The 15,276-nt window shown below is 50.0% G+C and carries 19 protein-coding genes and 1 other annotated feature; of the genes, 7 read left to right on the forward strand and 12 right to left on the reverse strand.

Annotated elements, in window-relative coordinates; translation table 11 throughout:
• Positions 1-45: 45 nt before the first annotated feature.
• Positions 46-420: a nuclear transport factor 2 family protein gene (locus EVJ34_RS07935; protein ID WP_131435587.1), complete on the reverse strand. Its 375-nt coding sequence runs from the start codon at positions 418-420 to the stop codon at positions 46-48.
• Between the two features lie 188 nt (positions 421-608).
• Positions 609-830 (forward strand) — a binding site (T-box leader).
• Positions 827-1,399, reverse strand: coding sequence for a DUF3885 domain-containing protein (locus tag EVJ34_RS07940; RefSeq protein ID WP_131485191.1), 573 nt, complete (start codon positions 1,397-1,399; stop codon positions 827-829). Its footprint overlaps the feature before it by 4 nt.
• A gap of 44 nt (positions 1,400-1,443) precedes the next feature.
• Here EVJ34_RS07940 and trpE point away from each other — a divergent pair, with 44 nt between their 5' ends.
• From trpE to EVJ34_RS07955, 3 genes are all read left to right on the forward strand, one after another.
• Entirely contained in the window at positions 1,444-2,775 is a 1,332-nt protein-coding gene (trpE, locus tag EVJ34_RS07945) for an anthranilate synthase component I (RefSeq protein ID WP_131435591.1), read from the forward strand.
• On the forward strand, positions 2,772-3,341 hold the full coding sequence (locus tag EVJ34_RS07950) for an anthranilate synthase component II (protein WP_131435593.1): 570 nt from the start codon (positions 2,772-2,774) through the stop codon (positions 3,339-3,341). The genes trpE and EVJ34_RS07950 overlap by 4 nt, the downstream gene beginning before the upstream one ends.
• 137 nt (positions 3,342-3,478) lie before the next feature.
• The gene (locus tag EVJ34_RS07955; RefSeq protein ID WP_131485192.1) at positions 3,479-5,509 is read left to right on the forward strand and encodes an acyltransferase family protein; all 2,031 of its coding nucleotides are present in this window, start codon (positions 3,479-3,481) and stop codon (positions 5,507-5,509) included.
• Positions 5,510-5,578: 69 nt separating this feature from the next.
• On the opposite strand, the gene EVJ34_RS07960 is transcribed toward EVJ34_RS07955, so the two are convergent.
• The 7 genes from EVJ34_RS07960 to EVJ34_RS07990 all read right to left on the reverse strand — a co-directional run bounded on the left by EVJ34_RS07960 (position 5,579) and on the right by EVJ34_RS07990 (position 10,961).
• Positions 5,579-6,277: a ferredoxin reductase domain-containing protein gene (locus EVJ34_RS07960; RefSeq protein ID WP_131435597.1), complete on the reverse strand. Its 699-nt coding sequence runs from the start codon at positions 6,275-6,277 to the stop codon at positions 5,579-5,581.
• Positions 6,278-6,294: 17 nt separating this feature from the next.
• Entirely contained in the window at positions 6,295-7,047 is a 753-nt protein-coding gene (locus EVJ34_RS07965; protein ID WP_131485193.1) for an iron ABC transporter ATP-binding protein, read from the reverse strand.
• Positions 7,044-8,105 carry an iron chelate uptake ABC transporter family permease subunit gene (locus EVJ34_RS07970; protein ID WP_131435601.1) on the reverse strand — a complete coding sequence of 354 codons (1,062 nt, stop codon included), beginning with the start codon at positions 8,103-8,105 and terminating at the stop codon, positions 7,044-7,046. The genes EVJ34_RS07965 and EVJ34_RS07970 overlap by 4 nt, the downstream gene beginning before the upstream one ends.
• Positions 8,102-9,106 carry an ABC transporter permease gene (locus tag EVJ34_RS07975; protein WP_131485194.1) on the reverse strand — a complete coding sequence of 335 codons (1,005 nt, stop codon included), beginning with the start codon at positions 9,104-9,106 and terminating at the stop codon, positions 8,102-8,104. The genes EVJ34_RS07970 and EVJ34_RS07975 overlap by 4 nt, the downstream gene beginning before the upstream one ends.
• A 12-nt stretch (positions 9,107-9,118) precedes the next feature.
• Positions 9,119-10,120 (reverse strand): siderophore ABC transporter substrate-binding protein, encoded by a 1,002-nt coding sequence (locus EVJ34_RS07980; RefSeq protein WP_201739931.1) that lies wholly within the window; start codon positions 10,118-10,120, stop codon positions 9,119-9,121.
• 263 nt (positions 10,121-10,383) lie between these two features.
• Positions 10,384-10,674, reverse strand: a complete 291-nt coding sequence (locus EVJ34_RS07985; RefSeq protein ID WP_131435607.1) for a hypothetical protein — start codon at positions 10,672-10,674, stop codon at positions 10,384-10,386.
• On the reverse strand, positions 10,671-10,961 hold the full coding sequence (locus EVJ34_RS07990) for a hypothetical protein (RefSeq protein WP_131485196.1): 291 nt from the start codon (positions 10,959-10,961) through the stop codon (positions 10,671-10,673). The genes EVJ34_RS07985 and EVJ34_RS07990 overlap by 4 nt, the downstream gene beginning before the upstream one ends.
• 112 nt (positions 10,962-11,073) lie before the next feature.
• Here EVJ34_RS07990 and EVJ34_RS07995 point away from each other — a divergent pair, with 112 nt between their 5' ends.
• The 4 genes from EVJ34_RS07995 to EVJ34_RS08010 are packed head-to-tail and all read left to right on the forward strand — an operon-like array spanning position 11,074 to position 12,629.
• Entirely contained in the window at positions 11,074-11,601 is a 528-nt protein-coding gene (locus EVJ34_RS07995; RefSeq protein WP_131485197.1) for a TetR/AcrR family transcriptional regulator, read from the forward strand.
• A gap of 1 nt (position 11,602) precedes the next feature.
• The gene (locus tag EVJ34_RS08000; RefSeq protein ID WP_131485198.1) at positions 11,603-11,911 is read left to right on the forward strand and encodes a DMT family transporter; all 309 of its coding nucleotides are present in this window, start codon (positions 11,603-11,605) and stop codon (positions 11,909-11,911) included.
• A 13-nt stretch (positions 11,912-11,924) separates the two neighbouring features.
• Positions 11,925-12,260: a DMT family transporter gene (locus tag EVJ34_RS08005; RefSeq protein WP_131485199.1), complete on the forward strand. Its 336-nt coding sequence runs from the start codon at positions 11,925-11,927 to the stop codon at positions 12,258-12,260.
• A 24-nt stretch (positions 12,261-12,284) separates the two neighbouring features.
• Entirely contained in the window at positions 12,285-12,629 is a 345-nt protein-coding gene (locus tag EVJ34_RS08010) for a nuclear transport factor 2 family protein (protein ID WP_131485200.1), read from the forward strand.
• An 805-nt stretch (positions 12,630-13,434) separates the two neighbouring features.
• Here the strand turns inward: EVJ34_RS08010 and EVJ34_RS08015 are convergent.
• Genes EVJ34_RS08015 through EVJ34_RS08025 form a run of 3 tightly spaced genes read right to left on the reverse strand, consistent with a single transcriptional unit; the run spans position 13,435 to position 15,268 of the window.
• Positions 13,435-13,797: a VOC family protein gene (locus EVJ34_RS08015; RefSeq protein ID WP_131485201.1), complete on the reverse strand. Its 363-nt coding sequence runs from the start codon at positions 13,795-13,797 to the stop codon at positions 13,435-13,437.
• Positions 13,794-14,567: an ABC transporter permease gene (locus tag EVJ34_RS08020; RefSeq protein WP_131485202.1), complete on the reverse strand. Its 774-nt coding sequence runs from the start codon at positions 14,565-14,567 to the stop codon at positions 13,794-13,796. The genes EVJ34_RS08015 and EVJ34_RS08020 overlap by 4 nt, the downstream gene beginning before the upstream one ends.
• Complete coding sequence (locus tag EVJ34_RS08025; protein WP_131485203.1) at positions 14,564-15,268, reverse strand: ABC transporter ATP-binding protein; 705 nt, start codon at positions 15,266-15,268, stop codon at positions 14,564-14,566. Before EVJ34_RS08025 ends, EVJ34_RS08020 begins: the two co-directional genes overlap by 4 nt.
• Positions 15,269-15,276: the final 8 nt, after the last annotated feature.

Raw genomic sequence — 15,276 nt, forward strand, 5'->3', positions numbered from 1 at the left:
TTCGAAATCTAACTTTAATCAGATAATCGCCATTTGGAGAGCATATTATAGTTCGTTGATCATCGTCGCTTGTCCACCTTGCCAGAGCCACGTGTCATTCTCTTTCACATAGACGTGCAATACCCAAAACCGGCCTTCATAGGCGTTCGTACCAAGAATGAAGCGTTCTTCAAGCAATAGTTGGATGAGGGCGATCTCGCCTGAAACCGTCTCGTCAAACGTGACCGTGTCCTGCGAAATCCATTGAACCGACGCCGGGTCAACGAACTGATCTAAAAATGTTTCTTTATCAAACTGACGTCCGCTCGAATCGACGTAGCGAAACTCATCGTGCATGATGCCACGCATCGCGTCAAGGTCGCCCTTGGTTTGTAGTTCGGCCCGGTTGTCAGAAAGCTGTTTCAAATTAAGTGTTTCCATTGATATACCTACCTTTCGCGTCCATCATAACATACTCGTCTATCAGAGTCGCCCACCTCGTGACGAGGCCATCCGATCCGATTTGCAATGCGGGGATCTCCACAATTATTCTTCTCACTCACAACAATTCCCTGTTTCGATATTGACATTCCCGCTTCATCCCGTTAAAGTAGCGATAACATTCATACGAACTCGCGATGAGAAAGAAGAGTAGCGCGAAGGGACGTCTTCAGAAAGCCGGTGGTCGATGCGAACCGGTGACGTACCTTGCGTGAATGGGCTTTTGAGCGTTCAGACCGATACGTAGGCTCTGACGGGTCCTCCCGTTACCGAGGATAGCGAATGATGGTTCGCGATGAGTGGGGGGATTTCCCCAACGAAGGTGGCACCACGGGTCCCCCGTCCTTCATGTCTTTTTTAGACATGTCGGGCGGGGGATTTTTTGTTTGAGCGATTGGAGGTGAGTTGGCGACGTGGCACGGATATAGGCACCACGGTCATCATAAACGAATAAGACATGCCCGTCTGTCTGATGAATGAACTGAACGGCAGGATACGACGTTGCCCAGCCGCGCAGTCGTGGTCTCAACGGTGGAAAGTCTTGGTGACAAATCGCCTCCAACAAACGAGACGTATGAAGTTGGTTTCGATCTGGAATCGGCACGATATACGTCCAGAGCGTCTCCTCCTCTTCTTCGGAACGAATCACCGTCGTCTGAAAGCGGAGAGATTTGTCGCGAATCAATCGGAACATACCGGTGTTGCCGGGGTGATCGCCATACACATGATACACGAGCGTAAAGGCCTCACCCTTTGGAAACAAGGCGTCGAACAATCCCTTCGCTTTTCGTATCACGGCATTGAAATACGCTTGATTCAACTCATCCGATCGATCCAGAAACGGACTTAATTCTTCTTCTAGCTCGATATGCTCAGTGAGCGCATCTCCTGAAAACTGATTCGGTTTTAAGATGTGCATCATCGTTTCCCCTTTTCATTTAAATTATTAAGGAGGTTATTTATATGAAACAACTCATCATCAACGGTGACGAACTGACACCGGTGGCAATCTTTCACCGCTTAGCAGGCGAGCGAAAAGTCTTGCTCGAGAGCCGCGCAGAAGGCAGGCACGGCCGTTACTCCATTATCGCCTCAAATCCGGTCGAGACGATTCGCGCCAACGGCAACGAAGTGACCGATGCATCCGGCACGAGGCACACGGACGACCCGCTCGCCTTGTTGTCAGAACTGATCACACGAGACACGCCGGACGCGCCTTATCCATTCATCGGTGGTGCCGTCGGCTATATCGGCTATGACATGCAGCGCGTCTATGAACCAATCCCGAACACTCCGAGCGAGACTCGTGGTTTGCCGGATGCCTTGTTCCAGCGTTACGAGACAGTCGTTCTGTATGATCATGTCGAAGAACGGGTCATCGTGATCGACACCGGGGATGACGATGCCACGGAACGACTTCAACATGTCCAACAATCCCTCGAGACGGCAAAGACGCACGAGCTCGCACCCGTCGTCCGTACGAGTGAACGAATATTGACCAGCAAAGATGAGTTCGTCGAGCGCGTCTTACAGGCGAAAGAAGCCATTTTAGCAGGCGAAGTGTTTCAGCTCGTCTTATCACAACGCATCGATGCGACGTTCACCGGGGACCCGTTCCATTTCTATCGAACGCTCCGGAAACAAAACCCGAGCCCTTACCTATTTTATATCGACCTAGGTGAAGCGATCGTTCTCGGGGCATCTCCGGAAAGTCTCGTCCGTGTCGAGGGAAATCGAGTGTCGACAAATCCGATTGCCGGAACCCGTCCTCGCGGCAAGACGGTCGAGGAGGATGTCCGGCATGCCTCCGAGCTCATTCAAGATGAGAAAGAACTCGCCGAGCATCGGATGCTCTTAGATCTCGGCCGGAACGATATCGGCCGTGTCGCCAAGGTCGGTTCGGTCACAATCCCGAAACAGATGGAAATCGAGCGCTTCAAAAACGTTATGCATCTCGTCTCTGAGGTCGAAGGCGAACTTCGTGACGATTTGAATCCGATTGACGCCTTGCGTGCCTGTCTTCCAGCCGGGACCGTCTCCGGAGCGCCGAAAATCCGGGCGATGCAGCTCATTGATGAGCTCGAGACGGTCAAACGCGAAGTGTATGCCGGAGCCGTCGGCTATCTCGATATCCGTGGCGGTTATGATTTCGCTCTCGCCATCCGAACGATGGTCGTCCAAGAACAAACCGCCTACGTCCAAGCCGGAGCCGGCATCGTCTTCGACTCGGACCCCGTCTCGGAATATGAAGAGACGTTGCATAAAGCCAAATCACTCCTGGAGGTGTTCGCATGATTTTACTCATCGACAACTACGATTCGTTCACATATAACGTATATCAAGATGTCGCCCGGCTCAGTGACGTGTCGGTCGTCCGCAATGACGAACTGACAGTCGACGCGATTCGTGCGCTCGCTCCCTCAGGAATCATCATTTCTCCAGGTCCAGGTGGCCCGATGGACGCGGGGGTCTCACTCGCTGTCGTTCGTGAACTATCTGGTGACATCCCGATTCTTGGGGTCTGTCTCGGTCATCAAGTCATCGCCGAAGCGTTTGGTGGCACGGTCGGCCGGGCCGAACAAGTCATGCACGGGAAAACGTCCGTGATCAAGACGACACCGAGCGTCTTGTTTGACGGGAATCCTTACGAAGTCATGCGATACCATTCACTCGTCGTCTTGGAGACGGAACTCAACGTGACGGCCCGAACGCGTGACGGGATCATCATGGCGCTCGAGCATCCCACGCACCCGACGTACGGCGTCCAGTTCCATCCCGAGTCGATTGGGACCCCAAACGGTCGCGATATCTTTTTACGATTTTTTGAGCAATGTGAAGTGAATACCAAAATCCAGACATAACCAATGAATCTATTTATCGTCATATATATTTCTAAATGATAACGATTTAGGCGCAATCATTGTCGAATTGTGGGAATATGCTATTATGGTAAATAGTGAAAAAAATCAACGATTAATTTTGGAGTAAAGGAGTCACTATGGACACACAATCTTCGCAAACAAAATCCCTTGCGCCTCAGGGACCAAAAAAGTTTCGACCTGAAATTGAGGGCCTTCGCGCGGTAGCAGCTTTTCTTGTAGCTGTCTATCACATATGGTTAGGCCGAGTTTCCGGAGGCGTCGATGTTTTTTTCGTCGTTTCAGGATTTTTAATAACTGCCTCACTCGTATCGCGCTATCGTCGTCTCGGCACCGTTAACTTTTTTGATTATTTATTCGGCTTATTTAAACGTCTGTTTCCGGCAGCCTTTTTTGTGTTAGCCGTCGTGACGGTTATCAGTTATGTGGTCCTCCCGACCATACGATGGGATCAGACCGTACAGGAACTATTGGCCTCTGCACTTTATTTTCAAAACTGGGAGCTTGCGTTTAGTGCGGTTGACTATTTAGATTCAGCCAATGATAAGAGCCCTGTCCAACACTTTTGGGCCATGTCCATTCAAGCGCAATTTTATGTAATTTGGTTCTTTCTCATCACGCTTGCTATTTTTTGGGTAAAGCGCACACAAACGACAGACATCAAGCCTACGCTATTGAAAATTTTTGTGGCCGTGTTCATCCCTTCACTTGCTTACTCCATTTGGATGACCCAATACAATCAGCCTTGGGCCTATTTTGACACATTCGCACGTGTATGGGAGTTCTCACTAGGTGGAATTCTTTTCTTAACCATTACAAAAATCCGCTTATCCCCTCTGGTCTCGACAGTTGTGGGTTGGTTCGGTTTCCTGGCACTTGTGTCTGTCGGCGTCGTGTTAGACGTTGGCGGCGTGTTCCCTGGCTATGTCGCATTATGGCCGACGATGGCAGCTGTTATGATTCTAGTTGCCGGTGAGAACGGTGGCACTTATGGCGTCCAACGTTTCCTTGGTTCGAAGCCACTCGCTAAGCTAGGTGGTTTGTCTTACGGTTTTTATTTATGGCATTGGCCGTTGCTCATGTTCTATTACGCCATCTTTGGAGTAGAACGTGTGTCGATCGTGGATGGGATCCTCATCATCTTGTTGTCACTCGCGCTCTCTTATGTGACAACTTCGATTGTCGAGCGACCGATTCGCAAAATCAAGACGAAAACGAACTATCATCCAAAAGTCATCGGGGCATTGCTCGCCTTCATGCTCCCTGTTCTCGCACTCAATTTTGCTTGGCAATTGAAAATCGAGGCGGAACAGCAAGAACAACTTGCGCTAGCCTCGTCTCCAGATTATCCAGGCGCGCTTGTGTTTACTGAGGCCTATCAGGATACGCCAGAACGTCCGTATATTCCATTTGACTCTGAGATTACGAACGATCGTCCCATCCCATTTTTTGATGGGTGTCATATCGGTGTCCCTGAAACAGACGTCGTCACTTGTGAGTATGGGGATACTGAAAACCCTGAATACAAGGTAGCACTTGTCGGTGGTTCTCATTCTAGTCACTGGCATCCTGCACTCGATACGTTCATCGAAGAAGAAAACATCCTGCTGATGAACATGACGAAAAGCGCTTGCCGACTCAGTACGGAGAGTCGTAGCGACTATCCAGAATGTAATGAATGGAACAAGAACATTATTGATGCGATTGTCGAAGCAGATGTTGATTTAGTCGTCACAACGGCAGATATCGGTCAAAAGAATAGCAAAGAAGTACCAGCAGGTTACGTCGAACAATTCCGTGCCTTGGAATCAAATAACATTCCCGTCTTCGCTATACGAGACACTCCTTTCTTTGATCGAAAGGTTCCGGAATGTCTGGCTGAATTTGGGCGTGACGCTGAAGAGTGTAGCGTGGAACGTGAAAAAACACTTCCCGCCGTGAGTGATTGGGAACGACTAGAAGATAAACCGTCCAATGTATACTACTATGATTATTCAGATTACATCTGTGAAGATGACGTCTGCCGTCCTGTAGTAGGGAATATTGTCGGTTACAGCGATAGTAACCATATGACGAAGTCATTCAGTGAATCACTTGGATCATTCGTACGCGAAGACATGATCGCGCTTTTGAACCAACTAGTAGAATAAATCGATACAAAACCGCTCTTTCGAAATTAAAATCGAAAGAGCGGTTTTTGTATACACCTTTTTGACGCTTCACACTTTTAAAAAGTCTTCAACTTGAAAGTCGTGCTTGTCGAGGATGATTTGATTTGGAGTGACGCCGTTCCGGCGCAACAGAGCAATCGTCTCATGCAAAAAGTCATCGCTGCCGACGACATAGAACAAGCCGTCCTTGTCCGTGGCGAGCATCTCGACCTGCTGGTAATAGTCCGGACGATTGTCGACGAACTCAGCCGTAAAGCTATCCGTCGATTCGAACACATCGCTAAACAAGTAATCCTTCGATGAGTCGACGTTCAACGAGTGAAGATGCGGAACGCCTTCTCCGTTCGCCAAATACGCGAGTACGAGCGGACGAAACGTTGCAAGTCCGACGCCGGCCGACAGCAGATAGACGTTCTTTCCAACGCGCTTCAACGGCACGTTCGAATGCGTCTTGAAGATGGCGACCTTGTCCCCGATGTTCATGTCTCGCAACATCGACTTGAATGTTGAGCACTCCGGCTTGACGCGTGTCGTGATCCCAATCATTCCTTCATGTGGAAGGGTCGAAATCGACATATGCCGAATCAAGGTCCGGTTCGGTTTATCTTCTTTGTTGAAGCCTTCGAGCGCGAAGTGTGTGTGCGCCCCTTCTTCCCACGTGAAGTCTGCCGGGAGTTCAAGTTTGAACGTATATGTATCCCGAGCTTCCTCCTCAACCTTTAGAATCGGTGTCCAGTAAATCTGCATCGAATTCCGTCCTCTCTTTAATAGACTGCAATCGGCCCATATGGACCTTGAATGATTTCAAGTTTCGTCTCGAAAATGTCGGACAGGATGTCTGCGTCCATAATTTCTTCGACCGTCCCGAATGCCGCGATGTTCCCGTCCTTCATCGCACAGATACGGTCAGAATATTTCGCCGCAAAGTTGATGTCATGGAGCACCGTGACAATCGTCCGTCCGAATTCATCGGCGACGTGTCGCAAGTATTCCATCATCTGGACCGAGCGAGCGATGTCTAAGTTATTGAGCGGCTCATCGAGCAACACGTATTCTGTCTCCTGACAGAGCACCATCGCAACATATGCCCGTTGGCGTTGTCCACCCGACAGTTCATCGAGATAACGATGCTCGAGCTCAGTCAAGTCGAGGAAATCGATATATTTCGAGATGATGCGCTCGTCCTCTTGCGTCAACCGTCCCTTCGAATAAGGAAAACGGCCGAACCCCGCGAGCTGCCGGACGGTGAGACGCGTCACGAAATGGTTCTCTTGGCGCAAAATCGTGATAATCTTCGCCAAGTCTTTCGACTTCGTACTCGACACGTCCATCCCGGCAACTTGAATCTGACCTTCGTCTAAATTGAGCAGACGGCCGATCATCATCAGTGTCGTCGATTTACCGGCCCCGTTCGGACCAATCAACGAGGTAAAGCCGGCTTTGGGGATCGTGAGATTGATCGGTCCAATGTGGACGTCGTCCGTATATGATTTTTTCACTTGTTCGATTTGTATCATAGCGACCTCTTCCTTAAAATCACCGCTAAGAAAATCACGCCGCCAAACAACTCGATGATGACGGACACGACACTCGGTGCATTGAAAATATGGTACATAAAGAAATACGCGCTCGTCAGAACGAAGAAACCAAGTGCGAACGCCATCGGGAACACGTATTTATGATCATACGTGGAGGCGACCTGATAACTGAGGGTCGCCACCAAGAAACCGAAAAACGTGAGCGGCCCAATCAATGCCGTCGATACCGACATGAGGAGTGAAATCAAAATGAGCGTATAGATGACGCTCCGCCGATGGTTCACCCCGAACGACGTCGCCACATCTTTCCCGAGTGCGACGATATTCAACTGATTTGAGAACACGTACAGCAAGACGCCAACGATGATAACGATCGGAATCACAATCGGGAAGTAGGCGGCATCCGCATTCGTCACTGACCCGAAGAGGCGCGCCTGCAGGAGATCGAACTCAGACGGTGCGAGCATGCGGCGCATGAACGTCGACACCGAATTCAGCCCCGTTCCGATAATGATTCCGATGAGGAGCATCAGTTGCAGGTTGGCGTATTTCCCCGATAATAACCAGCCGTACAATAAAAGGCTCATGAGCACCATGACAGCGACTTGACTCAAGAACGCCCCTGTCCCGCTGAAGCCGACCAAAGCCCCAGCACCGAAAAAGAAAATCATGCTCGTCTGAATCGTCGAGTAGAGCGCATCAAATCCGAGCAAGGATGGTGTGATGATGCGGTTGTTCGTCACCGAATGAAACGCGACGGTCGCGAGACTTTGACAGAGGGCGGCAATCACCATCGTGACGACGGCGACGACACGCCGCTCGACGACCGGTAAAAATGAAGGGGAATCGAACGGAACCGGGTTGTTGTAGACAAGCAGTCCAAGCGCGCAAATGAGTCCACCGATGATGAACGTGATCAGAAACATCCAATAGCGCCGTTCTTCTTTTTTTGAGCGAAATGCAGACGCACTCCGTTCTTTCCCGTTCAGCGGATGAACGTCCACTTCGTAAGCTTCTCTCTCCATGACCGTACTCATCGAACCCCTCCTGTCTTCCGTTGTCTGAGCAAGATCGCGATAAAGACGACCGAGCCGACCGTCCCGAGAATAAGCGACACCGGCAATTCGAACGGCGCGATGATCGTCCGAGAAATCAAGTCGCTGACGAGAATCGCACCCATCCCGATGACACATACCCACGGCAAGTTGCTGCGGAGATCGTCCCCACGGAACATCGAGACGAGGTTCGGGACAATCAAACCGAGAAACGGCAGATTCCCGATGACGGTCGCGACAACACCGACCGACAGTGCGATCAATCCCGTCGCAATCATCATCAACAAGTTATAGTTGACGCCAAGACTCGTCGCGATATCTTCCCCGAGCCCGACGAGCGTCAACCGGTTCGCCAACAAGAAAATGAAGAACGTCGCGATGATGATCAGCCATAAATACTCGTAGCGGCCGACTTGGACCGAGGCAAAAGAGCCAACGAACCAACCCTCGAGCGTCTGACTCGCGCGGAAGAATAATCCGAGAAACGTCGATATCGCCGAGATGACCGCTCCGAGCATGAGTCCGATGATCGGGACGATTAAGGACGAGCGCAGTTTGACCGAGCGTAAGAACCAGAAGAACACCATCGTCCCGACGAACGAGAACACGATTGCCCCCGTCATACGCATCATGAGCGACGGTGCCGGGACGAGGAGATAGACAGTCAGTAACCCGAGACCCGCCCATTCGAGCGTCCCCGTCGTCGTTGGTTCGACCAATCGGTTTTGCGTGATCAACTGCATGACGAGCCCCGCCATCGCCATCGCGGCACCCGTCAACATGAGCGCGACCGTACGCGGGACACGCGTAATCCAAAACATATCGAAGCCGTCCGCTTTACTGATGTCGTATACGCCGGTGAACAGCGATACAATCGCAAGTGTCAAGACGACGAGCAACGCGAAGATGAACGACTTCGTCCAAACGTTAGAAAAGGAGGGTTGAGCACTGGTCTCAACCCTGTCTAGTATTGAATTCTGCACAACGTGGCCTCGTTACTTCGCGAGCGCTGCTGCGACGCTCTCAAAGAATTCTGAGTACGTTTGAATCGATTCGTTCAAGTATGTGTCTTTCGGTGCGTAGACGATTTGGTCTTTCGTCACGGCTGTCGTCTTTTGAAGCGCTAGTGCGTTATCGATGACGTCTTCAGCCGGAACTGCGCCTTCCGCGTCTCCGAGCGGTGCATCACGATCGAGTACGAATAACCAATCCGGATTGCTTTCAGCAATCGCTTCGACCGATACTTCGTCCCCTTGGTGATCACCTGATTTTTTCTCAACTTCTAGCGCTGGCACCCAACCGAAGATGTCGTACATCGGTCCGAATACGCGACCACTGATTGGCGCTGAGAATCCGATGTCTCCGCCTGAGACGATGACCGACATAATCGTCGCTTTGCCGTCATATGCCGTTTTCGCGTCTTCGATTGACTGGTCAAGGTCAGCGACCATGTCTTTCGCTTCTTCGTTCTTGTCAAAAATTTGACCGAGCGTGAGCGTCGTGTCTTCAAGTCCTTGGACTAAAATCTCACCTGGTGTGCCTGAATCTTCCGGAAGTTCAATGTTCAAGTCGATGACGGCCGCCTCAGGCACCAACTTTTTGATGTCCTCGTAGTAGTCGGCGAAACGTTGACCGACGATGACGACGTCTGGGTCGACTCCAGCGATGGCTTCTAAGTTCGGCTCAAAGTGCATGCCGACGTCGACGATGTCTTCGTCTTTGACGTATGGTGATTCAGCTGGCATCAAGCCGACCGGCGCTGCAGCGAGTTCGACGTCCCACTCCGCTAACGTCTCGAACGTCCGGTTGTCGAGCGCGACGACCTTCTCCGGATTGACCGGTACTTCGATCTTGCCGTGAGCGTCCGTGATCTCGACCGTCTTCGGTGTCGCTTCCGCTTCTGCGTTTCCTGCGTCTTTCGTTTCGTCCGTGCTACCGCATGCGGCTAGCGTAAAGACGAGTGATGTGAGCATGACTGCTGCTTTCCATTTCCCCATTCTTTCCATCTCCCTATGTATCTGTTTTTGAATGACGACCTTCTCAGTGAGCCCGCAACCGTTTCACGATTCTGTTCTATGTAGAGAAATCGGCGCTTTATTACTGATAATGATTATCATTGTCGTTTTCATTGAGAAGCATAACAAACAAAAAAAGGATGTGCAATGCCAAATTTACAAAAAGGGATTGGAAATCTTTTTCCTACTATTTAATGCAAAATTAAAAGAAAGTGATGCGAGACCACTTTCTGCAGGGGTAGCGTTCAGTTTTTCTGATTTCGCTTTCTCCCGAGAATGCTGTAGGTGAGAAATAATACGAACGTGTATGTGAATGAGAAGAGGATGATTTGCAGGAGGCCGTCCGGAAGCAGTTTCACGATGAAAAATAGCGAAAAGATGATTGCAATCATCAGATGAGGCCCCCGAATATCTTCCGGCAGATCGCGCCAGTAGATGACGACGAGTGCCAACGCGAGCGGTCCGCAGAGAGCAAACAAGATGAAGAACGGGACAGGCCGCATCAAAAATGGCACGTTTGGTTTATCGCCCCTCATGTTTCCGAGATCCCATTCGCGAGAAGCAACAGAAAAATCCAAATCGATAACGGCACGATCAACCCGATGTTCGCTAGGAGGCTGAACACTTTGACAAACTTGTCTTTTGAGAATAGACCCCAGATGAATGTGGCGAGTAACGAGATATCCAAGGCGAGGTACACCCAAATAGCTGTCAGCAAGTCTAAATCCGGAAAGACGCGGCCATTTAATGTGAACAGCGTTAGCAGTGTTACCAAGAAAAGCGCGAGCGTGGTGTAGAGTGGTGCATAGAGACGTTGCGTCATCCCACCCCTCCTTTTTTCCTAATTATCCCATTCACTTATTCTGTCGACAACCCATACATCATTTTGTTACATTGACTATACTGACCGTTCAGTATAGTAAGGAGGAAAATCGATGAGTAAGAAACAATCCCTATTACGGACCGCCGCTGCCATCATCCAACAAGATGGCATTCAACAGCTATCGATGGAGCGATTGGCAAATCGGGCCGGTATCACAAAAGGCGGTGTGCTTTATCATTTCGAAAGCAAAAGTAATCTGCTGCGACAGATGAATGAGATGGCCATCGCAGAGTTTGAAGCACGAATCAATCAACATCTGACGGAAGGGCCTTATCCGTTCACACGCGCCTACGCCCTCGCGACCCTCGACTATATGAAAACAGACGATGCAGGATTGACGGCCGTCTTCATCTCGTCGCAAGAAGACAAGCTGAGCGGTAAACTGTGGGCGGACGCCTCGCTGCGATGGGACGAACAATTTGCCGCTGACGGAGGCGACCCCGACCGCGTGCTCGAGTTACGTCTCTTGTGCGACGGATTTTGGTTCGCGCTGACGTACGACTATAGCGACTCGTTCAAAGACCGGGCCGCTCGTATCATTCGCGAGAAGTGTGATGCGTTGGCGAAAGGAACGAGTTAACATGGGCTTTGTCTATTTGATTGGGGCCATCGTCTCGGAAGTGTTTGGGTCGAGCATGTTAAAACTGAACGCGACGTCGACGAACCGGCTACCTATTCTCGGTGTCGCTCTCGGCTATGTGACCGCATTTTACATGTTGTCACTCGCCCTCCTATCCATCCCGCTCAGCTTCGCCTACGCGTTTTGGAGCGGGGTCGGCACGGCCGCGACGGCGTTGATCGGTTTTCTCGTCTTCAAGGAGCAAGTCCGAATTCAGACCGTCATTGGCATTGGACTCGTCATCGTCGGACTCGTTTTGATGAAACTATGAAGGAGGGACACGCGTGAAAGGATATTTGTTATTACTGGTCTCGATTTCGTTCGAAGTGCTCGGCACATCGATGCTGAAGCTATCGGACGGCTTCACGAACTTGTGGCCGAGCGTGATTCTCTTGGTGAGTTTCGCCGTCTCGTTCACACTGATGGGCTTCGTCTTGAAGACGATCCCGCTCAGCATCGCCTATAGCGTCTGGGCCGGGCTCGGTACGGTCGCGACGGGCCTGATTGGGGTATTCGTCTATGGAGAGGTGTTGTCGACCGTCAACAGCATCGGACTCATCGTCATCGTGCTCGGTGTCATCGTTATGAATGTCGGGAAAACGAATACGGTACACGGATAACGTTGGTTGAAAGGAGTGACGTGCATGCTCGCACCATTGATCGAAGAGAAAGAACGACTGTTGTTGACGACTGCCGTCCGGACGTCGCCAGAGCGGTTGCGCGAACTGTTGACCGAAGACTTTTTTGAAATCGGGCGCTCCGGTCGGATGCTCTATCGCACCAAAGATGTGACGACGATGGATCCCAGTGAAGCCCAAACCACTCTTTCTGAGTTTGCACTCGAGACGATTCAAGATGATGTCGTCCTCGCCATGTATCGGACAGAAGACCACTCGAGCGGACGCATCGCGCTACGCAGTTCGATTTGGGTGAAACAAGACGATGCGTGGAAGATGCGGTTCCGTCAAAGGACGCGAGTGCCGACATAACACAAAGGAGTGTCCACAAAAAATGGACACTCCTCTTCAATAATTTATAAATCGATTACTATTTAAGAATCCGTATGAGAGCGTGCAGGGAGTACATGAGGGTTTGATTCAGTTTCAATTCTCGTTGTATTCGACGTACTAAATATCCACTTTAATAACTTGATGCCCAAATATACTCCTAAAAAACTTCCTACATAAAACAAAGGGTTCGTAAATGTTAAAAGTGAGATTATAAATAGCAGTAAATATGCAATAATCGTAGAAATCAAATTTACAAACAAACTCCAAAAAATTCCGAAAAACAGCCACAAACCGGGATGCATCTCACCCTCAAATCCAACTATATATTCTATAATTGCTCGAAAAAAAGAGACTGGTACACTGGCAATGATTAATAAAAATCCGTTAGATACCCCACTAAACAACCCTAGAGAAGTATGTTCAAACCCTGGGTCATAAAGTAAATCCATTTTCCCTAATAAATATTCCTGTAACAAGGATGGCGAGTGAGTGAAGTAGAAAGGTTGATCAATTAACCATAATATCAATATGAATGATAAAATGAATTTAAGTATTTTCCTCATATTATTCCTCTTTTCTTATTTTTCCATTTAATTATAATAACACCCATTTAAGTTATTTACATTTTTTAAAAAACTTTTTCTTTTAATTTTAAATTAATGTTTTCTACTTTTTATACTTTGTTTTGAGGGCAAATCACTTTCCATCTTCAAAAGACATCATACGTGCTTTTTACTTACATCTAAACGAAAGGAGTGCCCATTTTTATGGGCACTCCTTTCGTTTAGATTGCCTGAATCATCTCGACTCGGTTGCCGAACGGATCGCGGAACTCAAACCGATTGAAGCCAGGGATTGGAATTCCTTCAATCCGCTCGATTCCTCCTGCTTCGAGTTTTCGTCCCCACTTCGCTAAATCCGTCACCGCATAGGCGACGTGTGCTTTCGTCTTCATTCGGTCGACTCCGTCCTCGGTACCGACATGGACGCTTTGGTCGCCGACTTCGAGCCAAAATCCACCTCGACCTTGAAGCGACTCCGGCTTGTCGATTTCACGAAGTCCGAGCACTCCGCAGTAAAACGCCCGCGCTCGCGCCTCTTCACCTTTTGGGATTGTCATTTGTACGTGATGGATGCCTGTGATCATGTCGTTTCCGCCTTCCGATACGTCAATCCGATAAACTGCAGTTTTTGGTTGAACAGACGTGGATATGCCAGGTAGCCGACCATGACGGCTGAAATCGTCGCCGTCGTTAAAATGAGGAACAGGATGAGCAGTTGATACAGCACCGCTTCCATCGGATCGGCACCCCCGATGATGAGTCCACTCATCATACCCGGGAGTTGGACGAGCCCCATCGTCTTCTGCGCCTCGACAGTCGGGATCATACTCGTCCGGATGGCGTTCTTTAAACTCCGCTCGATTGCGATTTTCGGTGCCCCGCCCATCGACAAGATCAGCTCGATGACTTCGTCACTCCGCTCGACCTCGTCTTTAAACTTGTTCAAAAATAAGAGGGACAACACCATACAGTTGCCGATGACCATCCCACTGATTGGGATGACTTTCTCCGGCTCGAACGGGATGATACCGAGCCCAAGCATGAGGCCCATCGTCAACGCCTCGACCGTGACGAGCGTGAGAACGATGATGCCCGTGATCCCCGGAATCCCATCGCCTTTCTTGATGATGTTTTGCGTCGCCGCCCCGATCATCAAGAGAATCATAAGCAACATGAAGACCGGGCTATCGCTCTCGAAGACAAACGTCAAGATGTAACCGATGATGAGCAGTTGGACGATCGATCGCACCGTCGCGATGACGATGTCACGTTCAAGACCGAGCTTCAAGAATAGCGCCAGTCCGAGCGGAATCGCCACGAAAATGAGCGACGTCATCAATTCAACGAACGTCATAGCTCTTCCCCCCTGACGAAGCGCCCGATCATCGGATTGTCCGACGTGTCGATGAACGATGCGTCCCCGAACTCGATCAATTCCCCGTTACGTAAAAACCACATGTCGTCACTGACCCGCCGTGCTTGATCGAGGTCATGGGTGATCCAAATGACGGTGACGCCGAAGTTTTTTTGGAGCTTGAGAATGAGCCGCTCGATTTCTTTCATCGTCCGATAGTCGAGGCTCGCCGTAATCTCATCTAACAACAATACATCCGGCTTATTGACGAGCGTCCGGGCGATGGCGACCCGGCTCCGTTCCCCGCCCGACAACGTCTTGACGGCTTTGTCGAGCATCGTATCGTTCAAGTCGACGCTACGCAGTAACTCTTCCGCCTTGCCTCGGTCGAGTGCCTCGCCGAAGATGGCTTTTGGCAAGTTCAAGTTGTCATATACGGTCCCGTCAATCATCGGTGCGCTTTGAAACGCCATGCCGATTTGTTTCCGGAGTGCGATGATGTCGATGTCTCGAATGTTCTCACCTTTGAAATAGATGTCACCCGCATCCGGCGACAACAGTCCGTTAATGTGTTTCAAACACGTCGTTTTGCCGGCACCACTCGGTCCGACAAACGTCGTGATGCGTCCTTCACGAAAGTAACCGGTGATGTTATGTAAGATGTCGTTGTGACTCACGTCTTTGAATTCGATGATGTGCATGCGTCTTC

It is taken from the genome of Exiguobacterium sp. SL-9 (assembly GCF_004336985.1).
Taxonomy (GTDB): Bacteria; Bacillota; Bacilli; order Exiguobacteriales; family Exiguobacteriaceae; genus Exiguobacterium.